Origin of the sequence: Suttonella indologenes, assembly GCF_900460215.1 — a bacterium.
Classification (GTDB): domain Bacteria; phylum Pseudomonadota; class Gammaproteobacteria; order Cardiobacteriales; family Cardiobacteriaceae; genus Suttonella; species Suttonella indologenes.
Genome location: NZ_UHIA01000003.1, coordinates 593,951 through 612,238 on the forward strand (window position 1 = coordinate 593,951; position 18,288 = coordinate 612,238).

The following is an 18,288-nucleotide window of genomic DNA, read 5'->3' on the forward strand; positions in this document are numbered from 1 at the left end:
CATGGATATTGCCGTTATCGGTTCGAATATGGTCGATCTCATTTCTTACATCACGCGTATGCCGGCGGAGGGCGAAACCATCGAAGCCCCCGATTTTAAAATGGGCTGCGGCGGAAAAGGCGCCAATCAGGCAGTTGCTGCCGCCAAATTAGGCGCAAAAGTTCTGATGCTGACCCGCGTCGGCAATGACGTTTTTGCCGACAATACCATTGAAAATTTTCGCAAACACGGTATCGATACCCGCTACATCTTAAAAAGCGAAGCCTCCAGCGGTGTCGCCCCTATCTTTGTCGATCCGGAATCGCGCAATGCGATTATCATCGTAAAAGGTGCGAATAATCTGCTCAGTCCGGCGGATATCGAAAACGCGGAAGAAGACATCCTCAAATGCAAACTGATTGTGCTGCAACTGGAAATTCCTACGGAAACCGTCTATGCCGCGATTCGTTTCGGGCAAAAGCACAACATCCCCGTCTTGCTCAATCCCGCTCCCGCCCAACCGGATTTGATACTGGAACAAGTCAAAAGCTGCGAATTCATCATTCCCAATGAAAGCGAACTTTCCTTGCTCACAGGCATGCCGGTCGATAATGAAGACGACATCAAAAACGCCGCCCATGCCCTACATCGCGCCGGCGTGAAAAACGTCATCGTTACCCTCGGCGCAAAAGGCGCTTTATGGATTGACGGACAGGGGCAGGAACGGCGTTTTGCCGCCGTCACGGTCAAAGCGCAGGACAGCACCGGCGCAGGCGATGCCTTTATCGGCTGCTTTTCCCATGTTTATGTGAAAACGGGCGATATTGCGCAAGCCATCGAAGCCGCCAACCGCTATGCCGCGGACTCCGTTACCCGCCTAGGCACGCAAAGCTCCTACCACGAGCGCGCCGCCTTTGTTGCCGACTATCCCGCATTAGCCGCCATCGTCTGAGCATGGCTAAAGAGCATTCTCTCAGCAAACGCGACATCCAATCCTTGGATGTCGCCAAACTCTACTACCAAAGCGGCAAATCGCAGCAGGACATTGCCGCCATTATGGGACTCTCTCGCCCCACCATCGCCAAACTCCTGCAACATGCGCAAGACCTCGGCTTCGTGCAAATCCGCATCTGCGACCCGCGCGAACACACGGACGAACTCGCCGAACGTATTCAAGAGCGCTACCGCTTAGACGAAGTCCGCCTAATTCCCAGCCCGCCGGAGCACGACCTCGACCGCCTGCGCCAAGAACTCGGCAAAGCCGCCGCCCGCATGCTGGAAAAACTGGTGCGCGACGGCGACTGCATCGGCATCGAATGGAGCAACACCATACAAGCCATGGCGAAAGCCCTCGTCAGACAAAACCGCAAACAGGTCAAAGTCGTGCAACTGCGCGGCAGCGACACCCAAATGCAGCAAAACCTCAACGAAGCCCAAAGCATCCACCGCATCTGCCAAGCCTTTCAAGCCGAAGGCGAAACCCTCAATCTGCCCTGCGTTTTCGACCAATTGCACACCAAAAACCTGATGGAAAAAGAAAACCCGATCCGCCGCGTGCTGGAAAGCGGCAAACAATGCCGCATCGCCGTCTTTACCGTCGGCGCCGCCGAAGCCGACAGTCCCCTCTTCAGCTCGGGACTCTTCAGCGATACGGAAATCGCCCACCTGCTGCAACATGCCGTCGGCAGCATCTGCGCCCGCTTTGTCAACCGCGAAGGACAAATCTGCCTCCCCGATCTCAATAACCGCACCATCGGCATCCGACTACCCGACCTGCGCCACAAAGAAGAACGCCTGCTCATTGCCGGCGGCAGCCACAAAGCCGCCGCCATACACACCACCCTCAAATACGGCTACGCCAACCGCCTGGTCAGCGACGAACGCACCGCCCGCCACATCATGCAGCACAACTCATCCGCAGGCATTGCACTATAATGCCGTCTCCCACATTTGACAGGTTCATTTATGCCAACTTTTCTACCATACCGAGGCGCCGTCATACTGCTGACGATACTGCTCGGCTGTTTTCGAAGCCTGATTGCGCAACCGCCTCAAGCACTCATCATTGATGAAGCCGAGCGTATATGGCAGGTCGCCATTGCCGCCGACACCCCCTCCCGCAACCGCGGTCTGATGCACCGCCCTTGGCTGGCGCCTTGGCAAGGTATGCTCTTTCTGTTTCCGCGACCTAATGACACCTCATTTTGGATGAAAAACACCATTACCGCGCTCGACATCCGCTTTTACGATGCTCAAGGCGTCTTGCTCGTCCGCTATTCCCATGCCCAACCCTGCCTGCATCAGCCCTGTCCCACTTATCCCTCTTTCGGCAAAGCGCTGTATGTATTAGAAACCCGCAGTAACAGCTGGATCGGCGGGCACATCCGCATTCTCTCTCTGCCCGAACATCTCGAGCCGCGCTAAAAAGCGCCTTTGCCTCATACGCCGGCATTCTTATACAATGCCGCGCTTATCCCTTCAGCGTTTTTAAGGACTGTCATGAGCGACCACACCCCGATGATGCAGCAATATCTTGGTATTAAAAAAGACTTTCCGCATACCCTGCTGCTTTATCGCATGGGCGATTTTTACGAACTGTTTTACGAAGACGCCAAAGAAGCCAGCCGTCTGCTCGGTATTACGCTGACCGCACGCGGCAAAAGCGGCGGCGAAGCGATTCCCATGGCGGGCGTGCCGGTGCATGCTTTGGAAAACTATCTCGCCAAATTGGTCAAACTCGGCGTATCGGCGGTGATTTGCGAGCAAATCGGCGACCCTGCACAGAGCAATGGGCCGGTAGAACGCGCCGTAACCCGCATCATTACCCCCGGCACTTTAACCGATGAAGCGCTGTTGGACGACAGCCGCGACAATACCCTGCTTGCCATCGTTCAAGAGCCTAAAAGCGGTACTTATTACTATGCCGCCGCCGATATTACGCGCGGCGATTTTTATCTGAGCGACACACTGGACGAAGCCGCGCTGTTGAGCGAACTAGAACGCCTGCGCCCTGCGGAAATCCTGATTGAAGAACGCAGCCGTCTGCCGCAGCAAGCGCATTTGGCGCGCCTGCAACGCCAGCCCGACTGGTATTTTGACGCCGACAGCGCCTTGCGTCTTATGCTCGCGCATTATCAGCTGCAAAATCTGGACGGCTTCGGCTTGCAGGCGAGCGACCCCGCCCTGCCTGCCGCCGGTTGTCTCCTGCAATATCTGCACGACACCCACAAACAAAGCCTGCCGCCGCTCAATCCGCCGCAAAAACAGCAAGACCGCCGCCATATCCTGATTGACGCCACCACCAGACGCAATCTGGAAATCGAATACACCTTAAGCGGCGACAGCAAACGCAGCCTTATCGGCGTACTCAACCGCTGCCAAAGCGCCGCCGGCATCCGCACCTTCAAACGCTGGCTGAATCAGCCCTTAACCGAACGCGCACCGCTTATCGCTCGCCATGACGCCGTCGAAGCCCTGATGCAGCAATCGCGCGAAAACCTGCGCAAACAACTCAAACACAGCGCCGATATCGAACGCATCACCACGCGTATCGCCATGGGCAGTGCAAGACCGCGCGAACTCGCCCATCTGCGCGACACCTTTCTGCAACTGCCTGCCATTGCCGAGCAAATTCAGCCTGCCCTAAGCCGCAGCGCCCTATTGCAAGCCCATCATCAGCAACTGCTGCAACACACAGACAGCGCCGCAAAACTGCAACAGGCATTGGTAGAAACACCGCCGCTGACGCTTAAAGACGGCGGTATTTTCGCCCCCGGCTTCAGTGCCGAATTAGACGAACTCAATCATCTCACCACCCACAGCGAAAGCATTTTGGCGGATATGGAAATCGCCGAACGGGAAAAAAGCGGCATCAACACGCTCAAACTCGGCTTTAACCGCGTCCACGGCTTTTACATCGACATTCCGCGCAGCCAAGCCGCTCTTGCCCCTGCCCACTGGATTCGCCGTCAAACCCTGAAAAACAGCGAACGCTACATCACAGACGAACTCAAAACCTTGGAAGACCGCGTTTTAAACGCCCGCGAACAAGCCCTGCAATTGGAAAAAACCCTATACGCCGCCCTGCTTGCCGAACTCGACCGACAACGCGAAGCGCACTACCGCCTCGCCCAAGCCCTTGCTGAAATCGACTGTCTCGGCGGCTTTGCCGAAATCGCCGCCGAACAACACTATTGCCGTCCGGAATTTGTCGAAGAAGCCGCCCTGACGATTAAAGCAGGACGACATCCCGTGGTGGAAATCCTCAGTGACGCGCCCTTTATCGCCAATGACACCGCACTCAACACACGCCGCCAATTACTCATGCTGACCGGCCCTAACATGGGCGGCAAAAGCACCTACATGCGCCAAACCGCACTGATTACGCTGCTTGCCTGCGCAGGCGCCTTCGTGCCGGCACAATCCGCCCTCATCGGACGCATCGAACGCATCTTCAGCCGCATCGGCGCCAGCGACGATTTGGCCGGCGGACGCTCCACCTTCATGGTCGAAATGAGCGAAACCGCCAATATCCTCAACAACGCCGATGCACACAGCCTTGTTATCATGGACGAAATCGGGCGCGGCACCGGCACATTCGACGGACTCTCGCTGGCATGGGCAAGCGCCCTGCATCTTGCCTGCCACAATCACGCCCTCTGCCTCTTTGCCACCCACTATTTCGAGCTCACCGCATTAGCCGAAGAACACCGCAACATTCACAACATCCACCTCAGCGCGATTGAAGAGCAAGACAACATCGCCTTTTTACATCAAGTGCAAAACGGCGCGGCAAGCAAAAGCTACGGCATACAAGTGGCGCGGCTGGCAGGCGTCCCCAGCAGCGTCTTACATCAAGCGCGCAGCAAACTCAGACAATTGGAAGGCGAGCGCGAACGCGCCCAGCGCAGCTTAATGCAGGGACAACTCTTCAGCAGCCTCGAAACGCCCGAGCCTGCCGAAATCCCCGAAGCCCTACAATGCGTCATCGACAAACTGCAAGCCGTCAACCCCGACAATCTCAGCCCCAAAGCCGCCCACGAACTGCTGTATACTTTGCGTGACTATTTGGCAGAAATCCCCTAAATCCGCTTGCCTTAGCAAGGCAATCTGCTAAGCTAGGCGCGAGTTATTGTTTTTCTCAACATTGAGAAACATTTTCGCCGCTTGCGGCATTTTTTATTAAGGAAAACCAATGAAAAAAACCCTACTTTGCGCCGCGCTTATCGCCGCCCTCAGCGCCTGCGACAACAACAGCAAAAACGACAGTAACAACAGCGGCAGCAGCACGCCTGCCGTACAGCAAGAACAAAAAGCTGCCCTTAAAGCCTTAACCGGCGCCGCCCAAGCCGAAGCCGCAGAAAGCCGCTTCAAAGACCTCAATGCTCGCACTAATCAAATACTGGCAGCCAGCCTCGGTAAAGCCAACCCCATCTTCAAAAGCCTGAAAAGCGAATTTCTCAGCTACCAGCGCGGCGAACAAAGCTCCAGCGCTGACACAAACATCACGATTGAATTCGGCGACGTCCTCATTGCGGAAGAAGAAAGCCTGAGCTCGCCGATAACAGTTAGCGCTAAAAACAGCATCGACCACTCGGACGCGCTTGCCGAGCAAGGCATTGTGGCGAAAATCACAAGCACATTCATTGTGGATGACGCCTTAAAAGCCCGCCTCGAACTCAGCGATAAAGAAAGCGCGCACGTAGCGAAAATCCTAGATCATCTGGAACTCAATACCGTGTTATTTGCCGATAATAAAGTCGAACAAACAATCGGCATCAAGCCGGTTGCGCTCGTAGAAGACGGCACAGAATTCCATTATGAAGGTCTGAGCTACACCGCCACCTTCCTGCAGGAAGATTTGAAAGACAATCCTATTTACCCTGCGGACATCCAACTGCAATCCGGCATATTGCGCTTTGTAGAAAACGGCGTCGAGCAAATAAAACTGGAGCCGATTAGCGGCAGCGGCAACATCAGCGCCGACGGCGATATGAACTTCAAAACCGGCGCCATTCATTTAACGACGCCTGACGGCGTCACGCTGCACATCGGCAATACGGAAACACTCGGCGAAAAACTCAGCTTCGATCCGCAATTCCCCCAATATCTCGGCAAAATCGACCATCGTTTGAACGACATCAAAATCACCTCCGACGAGACTCACGTTTTTGAATTCAAACAGGCTTATCTCGGCACCAATACCATGAAGAACGGCGATTTGTACAATGTGCAAATCAGCGCCGGCATTGAGCCGATTACCGATTTCCTGAAAGACCTTGCCGGCATCTCGGGCGTGAAAATCAACAAAAGCACCCTAACTGTGGATTTCAACAACATCAGCGCCGATACCTTAGAGAAATTGCAAGCCGCCGGCTATGACGACAGCATCATTGACGAAGCCTTCCTGCAAAGCCTGATAGACAATGCCGCGCAAAACCAAACCGAACTGCACCTCAATACCGCCGTGGAGACGGAAGCCGGCACAGCAACCGCGAAAATCGACATCAAAGCCGTTGCCGCTGCCGCCGATAACGGCAGTCATAAAAACCGCAGCAGTATGAGCGACGAATCATTTTTGCAAGATTTCGACATCGAAGCCCTTGTACGCGTGCCTGAAACCATTCCGCAAGCCACCGGCATGGCGGCAATGATGGAAATGCAAGCCAAAGGCTTCTTGAAAAAAGAAGACGGACATTATGTGCTGGACTTTAGCCTCAAAAACGGCAAAGCCACGCTTAACGGACAAGCGCTTCCGCTGTAATCGGAAATTTCCTATCAAACAAAAAACGGGCAATACGCCCGTTTTTTTATGCCCTCTTAATTGCTAAGTTTTATTCAGACTTAGCTGTCGGCTCTGCAATCACGCCGCAATATTTGCGCGCACCGCCGCCGCCCAAAGGAGCAGGATGATCGCTGTAATTATCGCCGCCGGCATGAATCATTAAAGAACGTCCGTATAAATCCGCAATATCCTCGATGCGCGGCGCAAGCACAGGCTGCACCTTGCCCTCGGCATCTACCGCCAAAGCCGGCAAATCGCCCAAATGCCCGCCATTATTCCAAGGACCTAAATGCGCGCCGGTATTTTGGGGATCCCAATGGCCGCCGGCAGCCAAACCCGCCACCATTTTGCCGTCTTTTTCCGCAGGGTCGCAGCTGGGATTTTCATGCACATGGAAACCGTAAATCCCCTGCGGCAGCCCTTCGATCTCAGCCTGGAAAAGCGCGCCGTAATTGTTGTAGCTGATGCGCACTTCGCCGACGATTTTATTGCCGTTTTCCACGTCCAACAAAGCCATCGGCACGATAATATCTTCGCGCAGCATAGCAGTAGGCATGACAGTTTCCGCCTGCGCCGCCAATCCTGCCAATAATGCACCTATTAATACACATTTTTTCATCGCTGTCCTCCTATTTGAAATGAGCTGCCATTCTACCGCCTTATGCCACCGTGCGACAATCTAAGACAGCGTCACGTATAGTCGAAGAATTGAAAAAGCATTACGGACTTGGCTCGCCTTGCCGTACTATCTGTACTGTCTGCGGCTCGCCGCCTTGTACTACTTTTTCACTTCTCCGACTATAGACCACCGAACAATCGTCAAAATGCGGATTCAATCTGCTGTTTCTTACCGCCAAACGCAATGCCTCTTGTCCAACAGCGCCTCATGCTCCTGCCACAGAAGTGGCAAATCCGCTGCTGAAATACCATCTGTCAAACCGTCGCTGCACAGCAGCAATGCTTCGCCCGCCTGCAAACGCCCTGCCGTCGCGTAAATGGCAAAGCCCTCATCCTCAGCCTGCCACACTAATAAACAGCCGTCATTATAATGCCGTAGCGTAAAAACTTGCCCGCCGTAATCGCCAAAACGCAATGCCATACAGACAGGCGCAAATAGCCTGCGGCAAGCGGCAAGGCATCGCCAATTACGGGCAGCCACGAGAAAAACAGCAGATTGGCGCCGTAGCGTTTCAATATCGTCAATGCCTTAGGCGAAATCCGCGCGCGGTAATGACGGGCGGCGATACGCCCTAGAGCATAAGAAGTGATGGAACCCAAGCTGTTGAACGCACCCGCAATCAGCAAAGCCGCCCAAGCCAATTCAGGCTTTTGCCACAGCAAAGCGGCGAAGGCGGCATCGGAGGTGCCGGGTAAAATGGTGGCGGAAGTAAAGGCGGATAATGCCAGTGCGCTTAATAGGGAAACATCCGTCAATCGCTGTTCCTATGCGGCGTAAAGCGCGCTTGCGCCGGCATACGCTCGCGGATTCTGGCGCGACTGGCGGCTAATGCGGCATCGGTCGGCACGTAGTCCTGCCATAAATCCGCCTGCGGCGGTAAATCTTGCGGCCAAAAATTCTGCACTTTGAAACCGCGTGCCAGACATTCGGCATGCAAGGCGGCGTATCGTTTGTGCAAAAAGTCGAGTTTATTGAAGAAAAAGCGCACATGCCCTTTGCCGAGTTTGTAATCCTCGGGCTGCCCTTTGAGACTGAATTTGCCGCGCGCCACCGCATTGGGAATCCGCGTCAGCTCGCGATGCTCCGCCAGCAAATGTTGATCGCATAATTCTTCGGGCGGCACGAGGTTAATTCGGGTCATGACAATTCTTCATCCTCTTCCGACTCTTGCGGCTGCACCAATGCCGCAAACTTGGCTTTCATGGTCGGGTTTTTGCGCACCAGTTTTTTCACGCTCAATTCTTCTGCTTTGTTGTTCGCCAAACGCAGATTGTTTTCGGAGGAAAGTAGCGCGTCTTTGGTTTTTTGCAGATGGGTGATGGTTTTGTCGATTTCCTCAATCGCGGTTTGGAATTTGCGGCTGGCGAGGTCGTAGTTGCGGGCAAAGGCGGTTTTAAAGTCGTTCAAATCGTTTTCAAAATTGCTGATGTCGATGTTTTGACTGCGCATTTGCGCGGCTTCGCGTTTGTATTGCAGGGCATTGGCGGCGGCGTTGCGCAGCAGGGTGATGATGGGAATGAAGAATTGCGGGCGCACGACGTACATTTTCGGATAGGCGTAGGAGACATCGACGATGCCGCTGTTATACAGTTCGCTGTCGGCTTCGAGCAGGGAAACGAGGACGGCGTATTCGCAGTTTTTCTCGCGCCGGTCTTTGTCCAGTTCTTTGAAGAAGTGTTCGTTTTTCTTTTTGCTGGCGGTTGCGTCGTTTTCGTTTTTCATTTCAAACATGATGGAGACGATTTCGATGCCCTCGCTGTCGTATTCGCGGTAGATGTAATCGCCTTTGCTGCCCGAGCGTGCGTCATTGTCTTTGCCGAATTGGGCGAGCGGAAAGGCGGTGCTGCGCAGTTTGTTGAATTCGATTTCGCAATGCTGTTCGAGGCTTTCGCCGATCATTTTGGTGGATTGGCGAGCTTTGAAGTCTTTGTAAAAGGCGATTTCTTGGTCTTTTTGCAGCAGCGCGTCGCGGTGGCGTTCTTTCAGGCTGCTTTGGGCGAGTTCGTGTTCTTTTTCTTGCAGTTGTAGACGGTTTTCCAATGCCAGCAGGGCTTGTTGACGTTCGGCGGCGGTATTTTGCTGCTGGCTTTGCAATGCCCAAATTTGCCGTTCTTTTTCATTGAGTTGCATCTGCATTTGCTGTTCGGCATCTTTGCGGACGAGGTTTTTTTCGCTTTCGGCTTGGGCGAGTTTGGCTTGCAGTTCCTGAATGTGTAATTGCTGACGCTGCTGCACTTGCTCGACCGCCAAGGCTTGCTGCTGCTGGGCGGCGGCAAGTTGCGCGTTGAGTTGTTTCAATTGTTCTTGCAAGACCGCCAGTTCCTGATTTTTATCGGCGAGCGTTTGCGCGAAGCCGCTTTGGGCGCGTTCTTGACTCAACTGCAATTGCTCTTGATGGCGCTGCTGTTCGCGGGCAAGGGCTTGCTGCACTTCGGCTTGAAATTCCTGATTGCGGATTTGTGCGGCGATGTGGTTGTAGCCGCTTTCGTCAATGGTAAAAGCGGTGTGGCAGTGGGGGCATTGGATTTGCGGCATGGCGTTTCTTTCGTTCGGAATAAAGTAAAGCAGCCTGAATGCAGGCTGCTTGCGAAGTTTGAGCGGATTTAGAGCACGTCGATGACGGCATTCAAAGTCGCGCTTGGACGCATGGCTTGGGCAACTTGTTTGGCATCGGCAAAATAGTAGCCGCCGATGTCCACCGCTTTGCCTGCGCCGCTTGCCAATTCCGCCAAAATGCTGCTTTCTTGCGCTGCTAATTTTTCGGCAACAGGCGCAAAAGTTGCTTTCAATTCGGCATCTTTGTCTTGCGCTACCAAGGCTTGCGCCCAGTATAGGGCAATGTAGAAATGGCTGCCGCGATTGTCCAATTCGCCTGCTTTGCGTTTGGGCGATTTGTCGTTTAGCAACAATTGCTCGGTGGCTGCGTCTAAAGTGTCTGCCAATACTTGCGCTTTGGCATTGCCTGTTTTTTGCGCCAAATGTTCCAAAGACACCGCCAAGGCCAAAAATTCGCCCAAAGAATCCCAACGCAAATGGTTTTCTTCGTTGAATTGTTGAACGTGTTTCGGGGCGCTGCCGCCCGCGCCTGTTTCAAACATACCGCCGCCATTCATCAATGGCACGATGGACAACATTTTCGCGCTGGTGCCCAATTCCAAAATCGGGAACAAATCGGTGTTGTAATCGCGCAAAACATTGCCTGTTACGGAAATGGTATCCAAGCCGTCTTTCATGCGTTTCAGGCTGGCTAAACAGGCTTGTTCGGGCGCAAGGATTTGAATATCCAAACCATTGGTATCCAAATCCGCCAAATAAGTGTTGACTTTCTTAATGAGTTCGCCGTCGTGGGCGCGGTTTTCGTCCAACCAGAAAATGGCCGGTGTGTTGCTCAAACGCGCACGGTTCACCGCCAGTTGCACCCAATCTTTAACTGGCGCATCTTTGGTTTGGCAAGCACGCCAAATGTCGCCTGCTTCCACATGGTGCGAAGTCAAAACCTTGCCGTTTTCATCAATGATTTCCACTTTGCCTGCTTCCGCAATTTCAAAGGTTTTGTCGTGCGAACCGTATTCTTCGGCTTTTTGCGCCATCAAGCCCACATTCGGCACAGAACCCATAGTGGTCGGGTCAAATGCGCCGTTTTCTTTGCAGAAATTGATGGTGGCGGTATAAATGCCTGCGTAAGAGCTGTCGGGAATCACGGCTTTGGTGTCCACCGCTTTGCCTTCTTTGTCCCACATTCTGCCTGAATTGCGAATCATGGCGGGCATGGACGCGTCCACAATCACATCGCTGGGCACGTGCAAATTGGTAATGCCTTTATCGCTGTCCACCATCGCCAAGCTGGGCGCAGCCGCAAAAGCCGCATCAATGGCAGCCTGAACTTGGGCACGGGTGTTTTCGTCCAATTTTTCCAAATTTGCCAACAAATTACCGAAACCATTGTTCACGTTCACGCCGATTTCAGCCAGTTTGTCGCCGAATTGTTCAAACACGGGCGCGAAAAACACTTTAACCGCGTGTCCGAAAATAATCGGGTCGGACACTTTCATCATGGTCGCTTTCATGTGCAATGAGAACAACACATCGCGGGCTTTGGCATCAGCCACTTGTTCTTGCAAAAATTGCACCAAGGCTTTTTTGCTCATGAATGTGGCATCAATGATTTCACCGGCTTTCAAATTCAAAGGTTTACGCAATTCGGCTTGACTGCCTGAAGCATTGGTAAACACGATTTTCACAGTGGTGGGTTCTTCTACAGTAACCGATTGTTCGTTATGAAAAAAATCACCGCTTGACATGGTGGATACATGAGATTGGCTGTCTGCTGCCCACGCGCCCATGCTGTGCGGGTATTTTTTGGCGAAATTTTTCACGGCTTTGGGGGCGCGGCGGTCGGAGTTGCCTTCGCGCAAAACAGGGTTTACCGCGCTGCCTTTGATGCGGTCATAACGCGCTTGAATCTCTTTTTCTTCATCGTTTTGCGGATTGGCAGGGTAATTGGGTACGGCATAACCTTTTGATTGCAATTCGGCAATTGCTGCATTCAGTTGCGGCATGGACGCAGAAATATTGGGCAATTTAATCACATTGGCTTCGGGCTTCAAAACGTATTCGCCCAGCATCGCCAAATCATCGCTAATCCGCTGCTGCTCGGTCAAATATTCGGGGAAATTGGCGACAATCCGCCCTGCCAGAGAAATATCCGCCAGTTTGAATTCAATATCGGCTTGCTTGCCAAAAGCCTGAATAATCGGCAAAAAAGACTGGGTGGCTAAAGCAGGGGCTTCATCGGTGTGGGTGTAGATAATTGTGTTTTTACTCATCTTTTCTCCTCTTGTTCATTGAAAAAAACAGCATTATGGCATATTTTCTCATGTACTTATAAGAATTTATGCCCAATAGTTTCAGATAAATAAGGAGTGACGGCGCTTCGCCGTATAATCAAATCATTATACAAAACAGTGAGATAAATTCTTTTCACTATTTATTCCGACCGTCTTTGCCGCGCATCGCCAAATACAGCGCCCAGAACCAAACCGCCGTTTCAAAGGCAAACGTCCAATGCTAAGCAGATAGACCGCAGACACGCTGAAGAGCGAAAAAGTACGGTCGTAAAAAGGTATGAGCCACCAAATATCACCGACCATGCTGTCTTAAGAACATAAAGCATCATATGTTTCAACACACAGAGCGACACATAAAGCGTCGCTCTGTGTGTTGCCCTGAATTGGAAGAGGTTACACCTCTCCCACAAGATTATCCTCCCTAAAGGAGGGGTTTCAACCAGTAAGGAAATTTTGATGAATTCCTCTTCGGCTTATCGGTGTTTATTGCGCCCCGCTTTTGCCAATATGGGCTTTAAAAAACGTCCCGTATGGCTGACGGCTTGATTCGCTACGGCTTCAGGTTTGCCGGCGGCAATAATTTCTCCGCCGCCGCTGCCGCCTTCCGGCCCTAAATCGACTATCCAATCCGCGGTTTTGATGACGTCCAAATTATGTTCGATGACAACCACGGTATTGCCGCCGTCGCGCAGGCGGTGCAAGACGGCAAGCAGTTGTTTGACGTCATGGAAATGCAGCCCCGTCGTGGGTTCGTCTAGCACATAGAGGGTGCGTCCCGTGTCGCGTTTGGAGAGTTCTTTGGCAAGTTTGATTCTTTGCGCTTCGCCGCCCGAGAGGGTTACGGCATTTTGCCCGAGGCTGATGTAGGACAGACCGACATCGAGCAGGGTTTGCAGTTTGCGTTGCAGGGCGGGGATATTGGCGAAAAATTCATGCGCTTCGATGACAGTCATTTCCAGCACTTCATGAATGTTTTTGCCTTTGTAAGTAATATCCAGCGTTTCGCGGTTGTAGCGTTTGCCGCCGCAGACATCGCAGGCAACGAAGATATCGGGCAGAAAGTGCATTTCTACTTTAATCACGCCGTCGCCTTGGCAGGCTTCGCAGCGTCCGCCTTTAACATTGAAAGAAAATCTGCCGACTTGATAACCGCGCGCACGGCTTTCTTGGGTATCGGCAAAGAGTTCGCGGATGCCGGTAAAAATGCCGGTATAGGTGGCGGGATTGGAACGCGGTGTACGCCCAATGGCGCTTTGGTCGATATTGACGATTTTGTCGAAATGCTCCAAGCCGCTGATATGGCGATAAGGCGCCGGCTCTTCGAGGCTGCGGTTAATCGCTTGGACGGCGGCTTTATAGAAGGTGTCATTAATCAGGGTGGATTTGCCGCTGCCGGAGACGCCCGTGATGCAGGTAAACAGACCGACCGGCAGCAGCAAGTCCACATTTTTCAGATTATTGCCGCTTGCGCCTTCAAGACGCACGACTTTCTCGGGGTCTATCGGGCGGCGGCTGTCGGGAATCTCGATATTTTGCGCGCCGCTGAGATATTGTCCGGTCAGCGATTGCGGATTGGCGGCGATTTGCGCCGGCGTGCCGCGCGCCATGATTTCGCCGCCATGCACGCCCGCCCCCGGCCCGATATCGATGACGTAATCCGCTGCGCGAATCGCGTCTTCGTCATGCTCGACCACAATCACGGTATTGCCCAAATCGCGCAGACGCAAAAGGGAATTGAGCAGGCGTTCGTTGTCGCGCTGATGCAAGCCGATAGACGGTTCGTCCAGCACATACATCACGCCGACCAAACCCGCGCCGATTTGCGATGCCAGACGAATGCGCTGCGCCTCGCCGCCTGAAAGCGTTTCCGCACTGCGTGCGAGCGTCAGGTAATTCAGCCCCACATTGACCAAAAAACCCAAGCGTTCGCGGATTTCTTTTAAAATCTTTTCCGCAATTTCGCCGCGTGCGCCGCTTAATTGCAAATTCTGCGCCCAATCCAAAGCCTCGCCGATCGACAGGCGGTTAATCTGCGGCAAAGACACGCCTTCCACCAAAACATGCTGCGCCGCTTCATTCAAACGCCCGCCGCCGCAGGTAGGACAAGGACGATTATTCAAATATTGGGCGATTTCATCGCGCACTTGGCTGTTTTCCGTTTCGCGGTAACGGCGGTTCATCGACACTACCACGCCTTCCCATACCGCCTCGCGCTCTTTCTTTGTGCCATAGCGTCCCAAAGAAGGCAGACGGATTTTCTCCTTGCCGCTGCCGTATAAAACGACATCGCGGATTTTCTGCGGCAAATCCTGAAATGCGGACTCTTCGATATCAAACTGATAATGCGCGGCAAGTGCCTGCATTTGCGGATAAAAATAAGGCGTGCGCCGATCCCAGCCGCGCACCGCACCGGCGGCAATCGACAATTCGGGGTGCGCCACCACCTTCGCCGGATCAATAAACACATTCACACCCAAACCATCGCAATCGGGGCAGGCGCCATGCGGATTATTAAAAGAAAACATCCGCGGTTCTAACTCTTTCAGCGACCAACCGCATTCAGGACAGGCATAGCGTGCGGAAAAAGTGCGCGGTGCCAAATCCGTCCCCTCCATCGGCAGGACTTGCACAATCCCCTCCGACAAAGATAAAACCGTCTCCAAAGACTCCGCCACGCGCTGCTCAATCCCCGCCTTAACGGAAAAACGATCCACCACCACCGCAATATCATGATTACGCTTGGCATCAATACCCGGCAAAGCGTCCATATCATAGACCTTGCCGTCAATCATCAATCGCACAAAGCCCTGCTGGCGCATCTCCGCCAGCAATTCCGTATGCTCGCCCTTGCGTCCCTGCACCAGCGGTGCTAACAACATCAGACGGCTACCCTCGGGCAAAGCCATAATCTGATCCACCATCTGCGACACCGTCTGCGCATTCAAAGCAATCCCGTGATGCGGACAATGCGGCACGCCCACGCGGGCAAACAGCAGCCGCAAATAATCGTGAATCTCGGTAATCGTGCCGACCGTCGAACGCGGATTATGGCTGGTGGACTTCTGCTCGATGGAAATCGCCGGCGACAAACCCTCGATATGATCGACATCGGGCTTATCCATCACCGATAAAAACTGCCGCGCATAGGCCGACAAACTCTCCACATAGCGGCGCTGCCCTTCGGCATAAATCGTATCAAAAGCCAAAGAAGACTTGCCCGAGCCGGACAAACCCGTGATGACAATCAATTTATCTCGCGGCAGCTCCACATCGATATTCTTTAAATTATGCGTGCGCGCACCGCGAATGACGATATTTTCCATGGCTTGCCCCAATTTAGCAAAAGCCGCTATTTTAGCAGTTCGCCGCATCGCACCGCCGCTTATTTACCATTTCCGCATCCGCATTGCGCACTGCGCGTTGCATTTTTGCCGCTTTTCCCTACACTAAACACTTTTTTCATCACGCATAAATTATGGACAAATCTCTTTACAATCTCCGCATCAGCAGTCACGAAACATTGCTTTCGCCCAATGATTTATACGCCGCACATCCGGCCGGCGATACTTGCCGCCAAACGGTTTTAGCAGGACGGCAAGCCGTCTGCGATATTTTAGACCGCAAAGACAAGCGCAAAATCATCGTCGTCGGGCCCTGTTCGATTCACGACCCCGAGGCGGCGCTGGATTACGCCCGCCGCCTAAAAGCCCTCGCCGATGAAGTGCAAGACACCTTTCTTATCATTATGCGTGTTTATTTTGAAAAACCGCGCACCACGGTAGGCTGGAAAGGCTTAATTAACGACCCCGATTTAAACGACAGCTTCGACATGCAAAAAGGACTGCATATCGCGCGCAAACTGCTGATCGACATCAATGAAATGGGCTTGCCTGCCGGCACGGAAGCGCTCGATCCCATTTCGCCGCAATATATCGGCGATTTGATTAGTTGGACGGCGATTGGCGCGCGCACCGCCGAAAGCCAGACCCACCGCGAAATGTCTTCCGGCTTATCCACCCCCGTAGGCTTTAAAAACAGCACCGACGGCTCGCTGGATGTCGCCATCAATGCCATCGAATCCGCCTCGCGTCCGCATAGCTTCTTAGGCATCGACGCCAACGGACAAATCGCGATTACGCGCAGCAAAGGCAATCCGCACGGACACATCGTGCTGCGCGGCGGCAATCAAGGCTCGAATTACGATAGCGTCAACATCGCGCTATGCACCGCCGCCCTGCATCAAAAAGGCTTGCCCGCCAATCTCATCATCGACTGTTCGCATGCCAACTCCAATAAAGACCCGCAACGCCAACCGCTGGTCATGAAAGACGTCATCCAGCAGATCGCCGCCGGCAACCAAGACATCTTGGGCGTCATGCTCGAAAGCCATATCCACGGCGGCACGCAGAAACTCGGCGACAACCCCGCCGCACTTGCCTACGGCATCTCGATTACCGACGGCTGCATCGATTGGGAAACTACCGCCGCCTGCATCCGCGAAGCCCGCCAACTCTTACAGGAACATCATGCCTAATCAACGTCCGCTCACTAATAAAATCCGCATCATCGCCGGCAGCCACCGCGGCCGCCGGATTCCCATTCTCGACCGCCCCGGTCTGCGACCCAGTCCGGAACGCGTCCGCGAAACCGTCTTTAATTGGCTGCAAAACGAAATCGCCGGCGCGGCGGTATTCGACGCCTTTGCCGGCAGCGGCGCCATGGGCTTGGAAGCCCTATCGCGCGGCGCAGGCAGCGCCTTATTTTGCGACAACGACAGCCAAACCCTCGCCGCCATCCGCAACTGCCTGCAAGAATGGCATATCGGACACGCCCGCACCCTGCAAAGCGATGCTCTCACGCTCAGCAACAGCCCCACGCGTTACGACCTAATCTTTTTAGACCCGCCCTTTGACGCCCATCTTCATCAAGCTGCGATAGACAAATTCGCCGGCGACGCTTGGCTCAAACCCTATGGCAAAATTTATGTGGAAAGCGCGGAAAAACTCGAAAACCTGAGCCTCAAAACAGGCTGGCAATGGCTGAAATCCGCCCGTGCGGGACAAGTATATTTCGGACTACTCGGACGCAGCGATGACTAAAGCCCTCTATCCCGGCACCTTCGACCCCATGACCCTCGGGCATCAAGACATCATCACACGTGCCGCCGCCTTTTGCGAAGAACTCTATATCGGCGTCGCGGCGGGGCATCACAAACAGACCCTTTTTTCTCTTGAAGAACGCAGCGCCATGGCGCAGGACATCATTGAAGAACTGGGCTTAAGCGCGCGCGTCAAAGTATTGCCCTATGAAGGTCTGCTCGTCGATTTATGCCGTAAACATAACATCTCCTTAATTATTCGCGGCGTACGCAGTGTCGGCGATTTCGAATACGAATACCGCCTCGCCGCCATGAACCATCATTTAGCCGATGAAATCGAAACCCTGTTCATGCTGCCCTCCGAACGCTTCGCTTTTTTATCCTCAAGTCTGGTGCGCGAATCCGCCAAGCTGGGCGGCGACGTTTCCGCACTCTTAGCGCCTAAAATTAAAAAAAATTTATTGGACAAACTTGGAAGCCAAAAAAATTATGTGTAGAATATCAAACGTCATTACTGACACCTCAAACAAATTTTAAAAGGAATGAACATGAAAACTTCTATGAAAATTGCCGCTTTAGCTGCTGTTACCGTTGTTTTCGCTGGTTGCGCCAGTAAACCTGAAAAAAATGCTGACTTGACTGCACTTCGCGCTTCAGTTGAAGAAGCTCGTGCCGCTGCTATCCAAGCTAACCAAACTTCACAACAAGCTTTGGCTTTAGCGCAACAAAATGCAGCTAAAATCGACCGCGTTTTCACTAAATCACAAGTTAAATAAGCTGAGCTGATTTGAAAACCGCAGCGAATATCTTCGGATATTCGCTTTTTTATGCCTGAAAAACTTTATTTTTCATCTCTTTTCCGTATAATACGCCCTCTTTTTACACAATCCATACAAGGAAA

General features: G+C 53.1%; 16 protein-coding genes. 9 read left to right on the forward strand and 7 right to left on the reverse strand.

The features are described from left to right. Position 1: 1 nt before the first annotated feature. The 5 genes from rbsK to DYC63_RS03265 all read left to right on the forward strand — a co-directional run bounded on the left by rbsK (position 2) and on the right by DYC63_RS03265 (position 6,742). The gene (gene rbsK / locus DYC63_RS03245; RefSeq protein WP_115217911.1) at positions 2–931 is read left to right on the forward strand and encodes a ribokinase; all 930 of its coding nucleotides are present in this window, start codon (positions 2–4) and stop codon (positions 929–931) included. Between the two features lie 2 nt (positions 932–933). After that, entirely contained in the window at positions 934–1,914 is a 981-nt protein-coding gene (locus DYC63_RS03250) for a sugar-binding transcriptional regulator (protein ID WP_115217912.1), read from the forward strand. A gap of 30 nt (positions 1,915–1,944) precedes the next feature. After that, a complete protein-coding gene (locus DYC63_RS03255) occupies positions 1,945–2,403 on the forward strand; it encodes a DUF192 domain-containing protein (RefSeq protein ID WP_115217913.1) in 459 nt (152 codons plus the stop codon). A gap of 75 nt (positions 2,404–2,478) precedes the next feature. Next, positions 2,479–5,064 (forward strand): DNA mismatch repair protein MutS, encoded by a 2,586-nt coding sequence (mutS, locus tag DYC63_RS03260; protein WP_115217914.1) that lies wholly within the window; start codon positions 2,479–2,481, stop codon positions 5,062–5,064. A 109-nt stretch (positions 5,065–5,173) separates the two neighbouring features. Next, a complete protein-coding gene (locus DYC63_RS03265) occupies positions 5,174–6,742 on the forward strand; it encodes a DUF945 family protein (protein WP_115217915.1) in 1,569 nt (522 codons plus the stop codon). Between the two features lie 70 nt (positions 6,743–6,812). Here the strand turns inward: DYC63_RS03265 and DYC63_RS03270 are convergent, their stop codons facing one another. The 7 genes from DYC63_RS03270 to uvrA form a co-directional block, all read right to left on the reverse strand. Further along, a complete protein-coding gene (locus DYC63_RS03270) occupies positions 6,813–7,382 on the reverse strand; it encodes a superoxide dismutase family protein (protein ID WP_115217916.1) in 570 nt (189 codons plus the stop codon). Between the two features lie 228 nt (positions 7,383–7,610). Next, complete coding sequence (locus DYC63_RS03275) at positions 7,611–7,790, reverse strand: hypothetical protein (RefSeq protein ID WP_115217917.1); 180 nt, start codon at positions 7,788–7,790, stop codon at positions 7,611–7,613. Continuing rightward, positions 7,790–8,197, reverse strand: coding sequence for a YqaA family protein (locus DYC63_RS03280; RefSeq protein ID WP_115217918.1), 408 nt, complete (start codon positions 8,195–8,197; stop codon positions 7,790–7,792). The genes DYC63_RS03275 and DYC63_RS03280 overlap by 1 nt, the downstream gene beginning before the upstream one ends. Beyond that, positions 8,194–8,583: a pyrimidine dimer DNA glycosylase/endonuclease V gene (locus tag DYC63_RS03285; protein WP_115217919.1), complete on the reverse strand. Its 390-nt coding sequence runs from the start codon at positions 8,581–8,583 to the stop codon at positions 8,194–8,196. Before DYC63_RS03285 ends, DYC63_RS03280 begins: the two co-directional genes overlap by 4 nt. Continuing rightward, positions 8,580–9,977 carry a DUF2130 domain-containing protein gene (locus DYC63_RS03290; RefSeq protein ID WP_115217920.1) on the reverse strand — a complete coding sequence of 466 codons (1,398 nt, stop codon included), beginning with the start codon at positions 9,975–9,977 and terminating at the stop codon, positions 8,580–8,582. Before DYC63_RS03290 ends, DYC63_RS03285 begins: the two co-directional genes overlap by 4 nt. 68 nt (positions 9,978–10,045) lie before the next feature. After that, positions 10,046–12,268: an NADP-dependent isocitrate dehydrogenase gene (locus tag DYC63_RS03295; RefSeq protein WP_115217921.1), complete on the reverse strand. Its 2,223-nt coding sequence runs from the start codon at positions 12,266–12,268 to the stop codon at positions 10,046–10,048. 494 nt (positions 12,269–12,762) lie between these two features. Beyond that, positions 12,763–15,612: an excinuclease ABC subunit UvrA gene (gene uvrA / locus DYC63_RS03305; protein WP_115218047.1), complete on the reverse strand. Its 2,850-nt coding sequence runs from the start codon at positions 15,610–15,612 to the stop codon at positions 12,763–12,765. Positions 15,613–15,761: 149 nt separating this feature from the next. Here uvrA and DYC63_RS03310 point away from each other — a divergent pair, with 149 nt between their 5' ends. The 4 genes from DYC63_RS03310 to DYC63_RS03325 are packed head-to-tail and all read left to right on the forward strand — an operon-like array spanning position 15,762 to position 18,163. Beyond that, positions 15,762–16,823 carry a 3-deoxy-7-phosphoheptulonate synthase gene (locus DYC63_RS03310; RefSeq protein WP_115217923.1) on the forward strand — a complete coding sequence of 354 codons (1,062 nt, stop codon included), beginning with the start codon at positions 15,762–15,764 and terminating at the stop codon, positions 16,821–16,823. Next, positions 16,816–17,388 carry a 16S rRNA (guanine(966)-N(2))-methyltransferase RsmD gene (gene rsmD / locus DYC63_RS03315; protein ID WP_115217924.1) on the forward strand — a complete coding sequence of 191 codons (573 nt, stop codon included), beginning with the start codon at positions 16,816–16,818 and terminating at the stop codon, positions 17,386–17,388. Before DYC63_RS03310 ends, rsmD begins: the two co-directional genes overlap by 8 nt. Next, positions 17,381–17,884, forward strand: coding sequence for a pantetheine-phosphate adenylyltransferase (gene coaD / locus DYC63_RS03320; protein WP_115217925.1), 504 nt, complete (start codon positions 17,381–17,383; stop codon positions 17,882–17,884). Before rsmD ends, coaD begins: the two co-directional genes overlap by 8 nt. Positions 17,885–17,935: 51 nt before the next feature. Further along, entirely contained in the window at positions 17,936–18,163 is a 228-nt protein-coding gene (locus DYC63_RS03325) for an alanine-zipper protein (protein WP_115217926.1), read from the forward strand. The last annotated feature ends 125 nt before the right edge of the window (positions 18,164–18,288 follow it).

Coding starts and splice junctions, on each gene's coding strand:
- mutS (WP_115217914.1), top strand. CDS start 2,479: ATGAGCGACCACACCCCGATGATGCAGCAATATCTTGGTATTAAAAAA.
- DYC63_RS03295 (WP_115217921.1), bottom strand. CDS start 12,268: ATGAGTAAAAACACAATTATCTACACCCACACCGATGAAGCCCCTGCT.
- DYC63_RS03290 (WP_115217920.1), bottom strand. CDS start 9,977: ATGCCGCAAATCCAATGCCCCCACTGCCACACCGCTTTTACCATTGAC.
- DYC63_RS03265 (WP_115217915.1), top strand. CDS start 5,174: ATGAAAAAAACCCTACTTTGCGCCGCGCTTATCGCCGCCCTCAGCGCC.
- DYC63_RS03325 (WP_115217926.1), top strand. CDS start 17,936: ATGAAAACTTCTATGAAAATTGCCGCTTTAGCTGCTGTTACCGTTGTT.
- DYC63_RS03270 (WP_115217916.1), bottom strand. CDS start 7,382: ATGAAAAAATGTGTATTAATAGGTGCATTATTGGCAGGATTGGCGGCG.
- rbsK (WP_115217911.1), top strand. CDS start 2: ATGGATATTGCCGTTATCGGTTCGAATATGGTCGATCTCATTTCTTAC.
- DYC63_RS03285 (WP_115217919.1), bottom strand. CDS start 8,583: ATGACCCGAATTAACCTCGTGCCGCCCGAAGAATTATGCGATCAACAT.
- DYC63_RS03250 (WP_115217912.1), top strand. CDS start 934: ATGGCTAAAGAGCATTCTCTCAGCAAACGCGACATCCAATCCTTGGAT.
- uvrA (WP_115218047.1), bottom strand. CDS start 15,612: ATGGAAAATATCGTCATTCGCGGTGCGCGCACGCATAATTTAAAGAAT.
- coaD (WP_115217925.1), top strand. CDS start 17,381: ATGACTAAAGCCCTCTATCCCGGCACCTTCGACCCCATGACCCTCGGG.
- DYC63_RS03255 (WP_115217913.1), top strand. CDS start 1,945: ATGCCAACTTTTCTACCATACCGAGGCGCCGTCATACTGCTGACGATA.
- rsmD (WP_115217924.1), top strand. CDS start 16,816: ATGCCTAATCAACGTCCGCTCACTAATAAAATCCGCATCATCGCCGGC.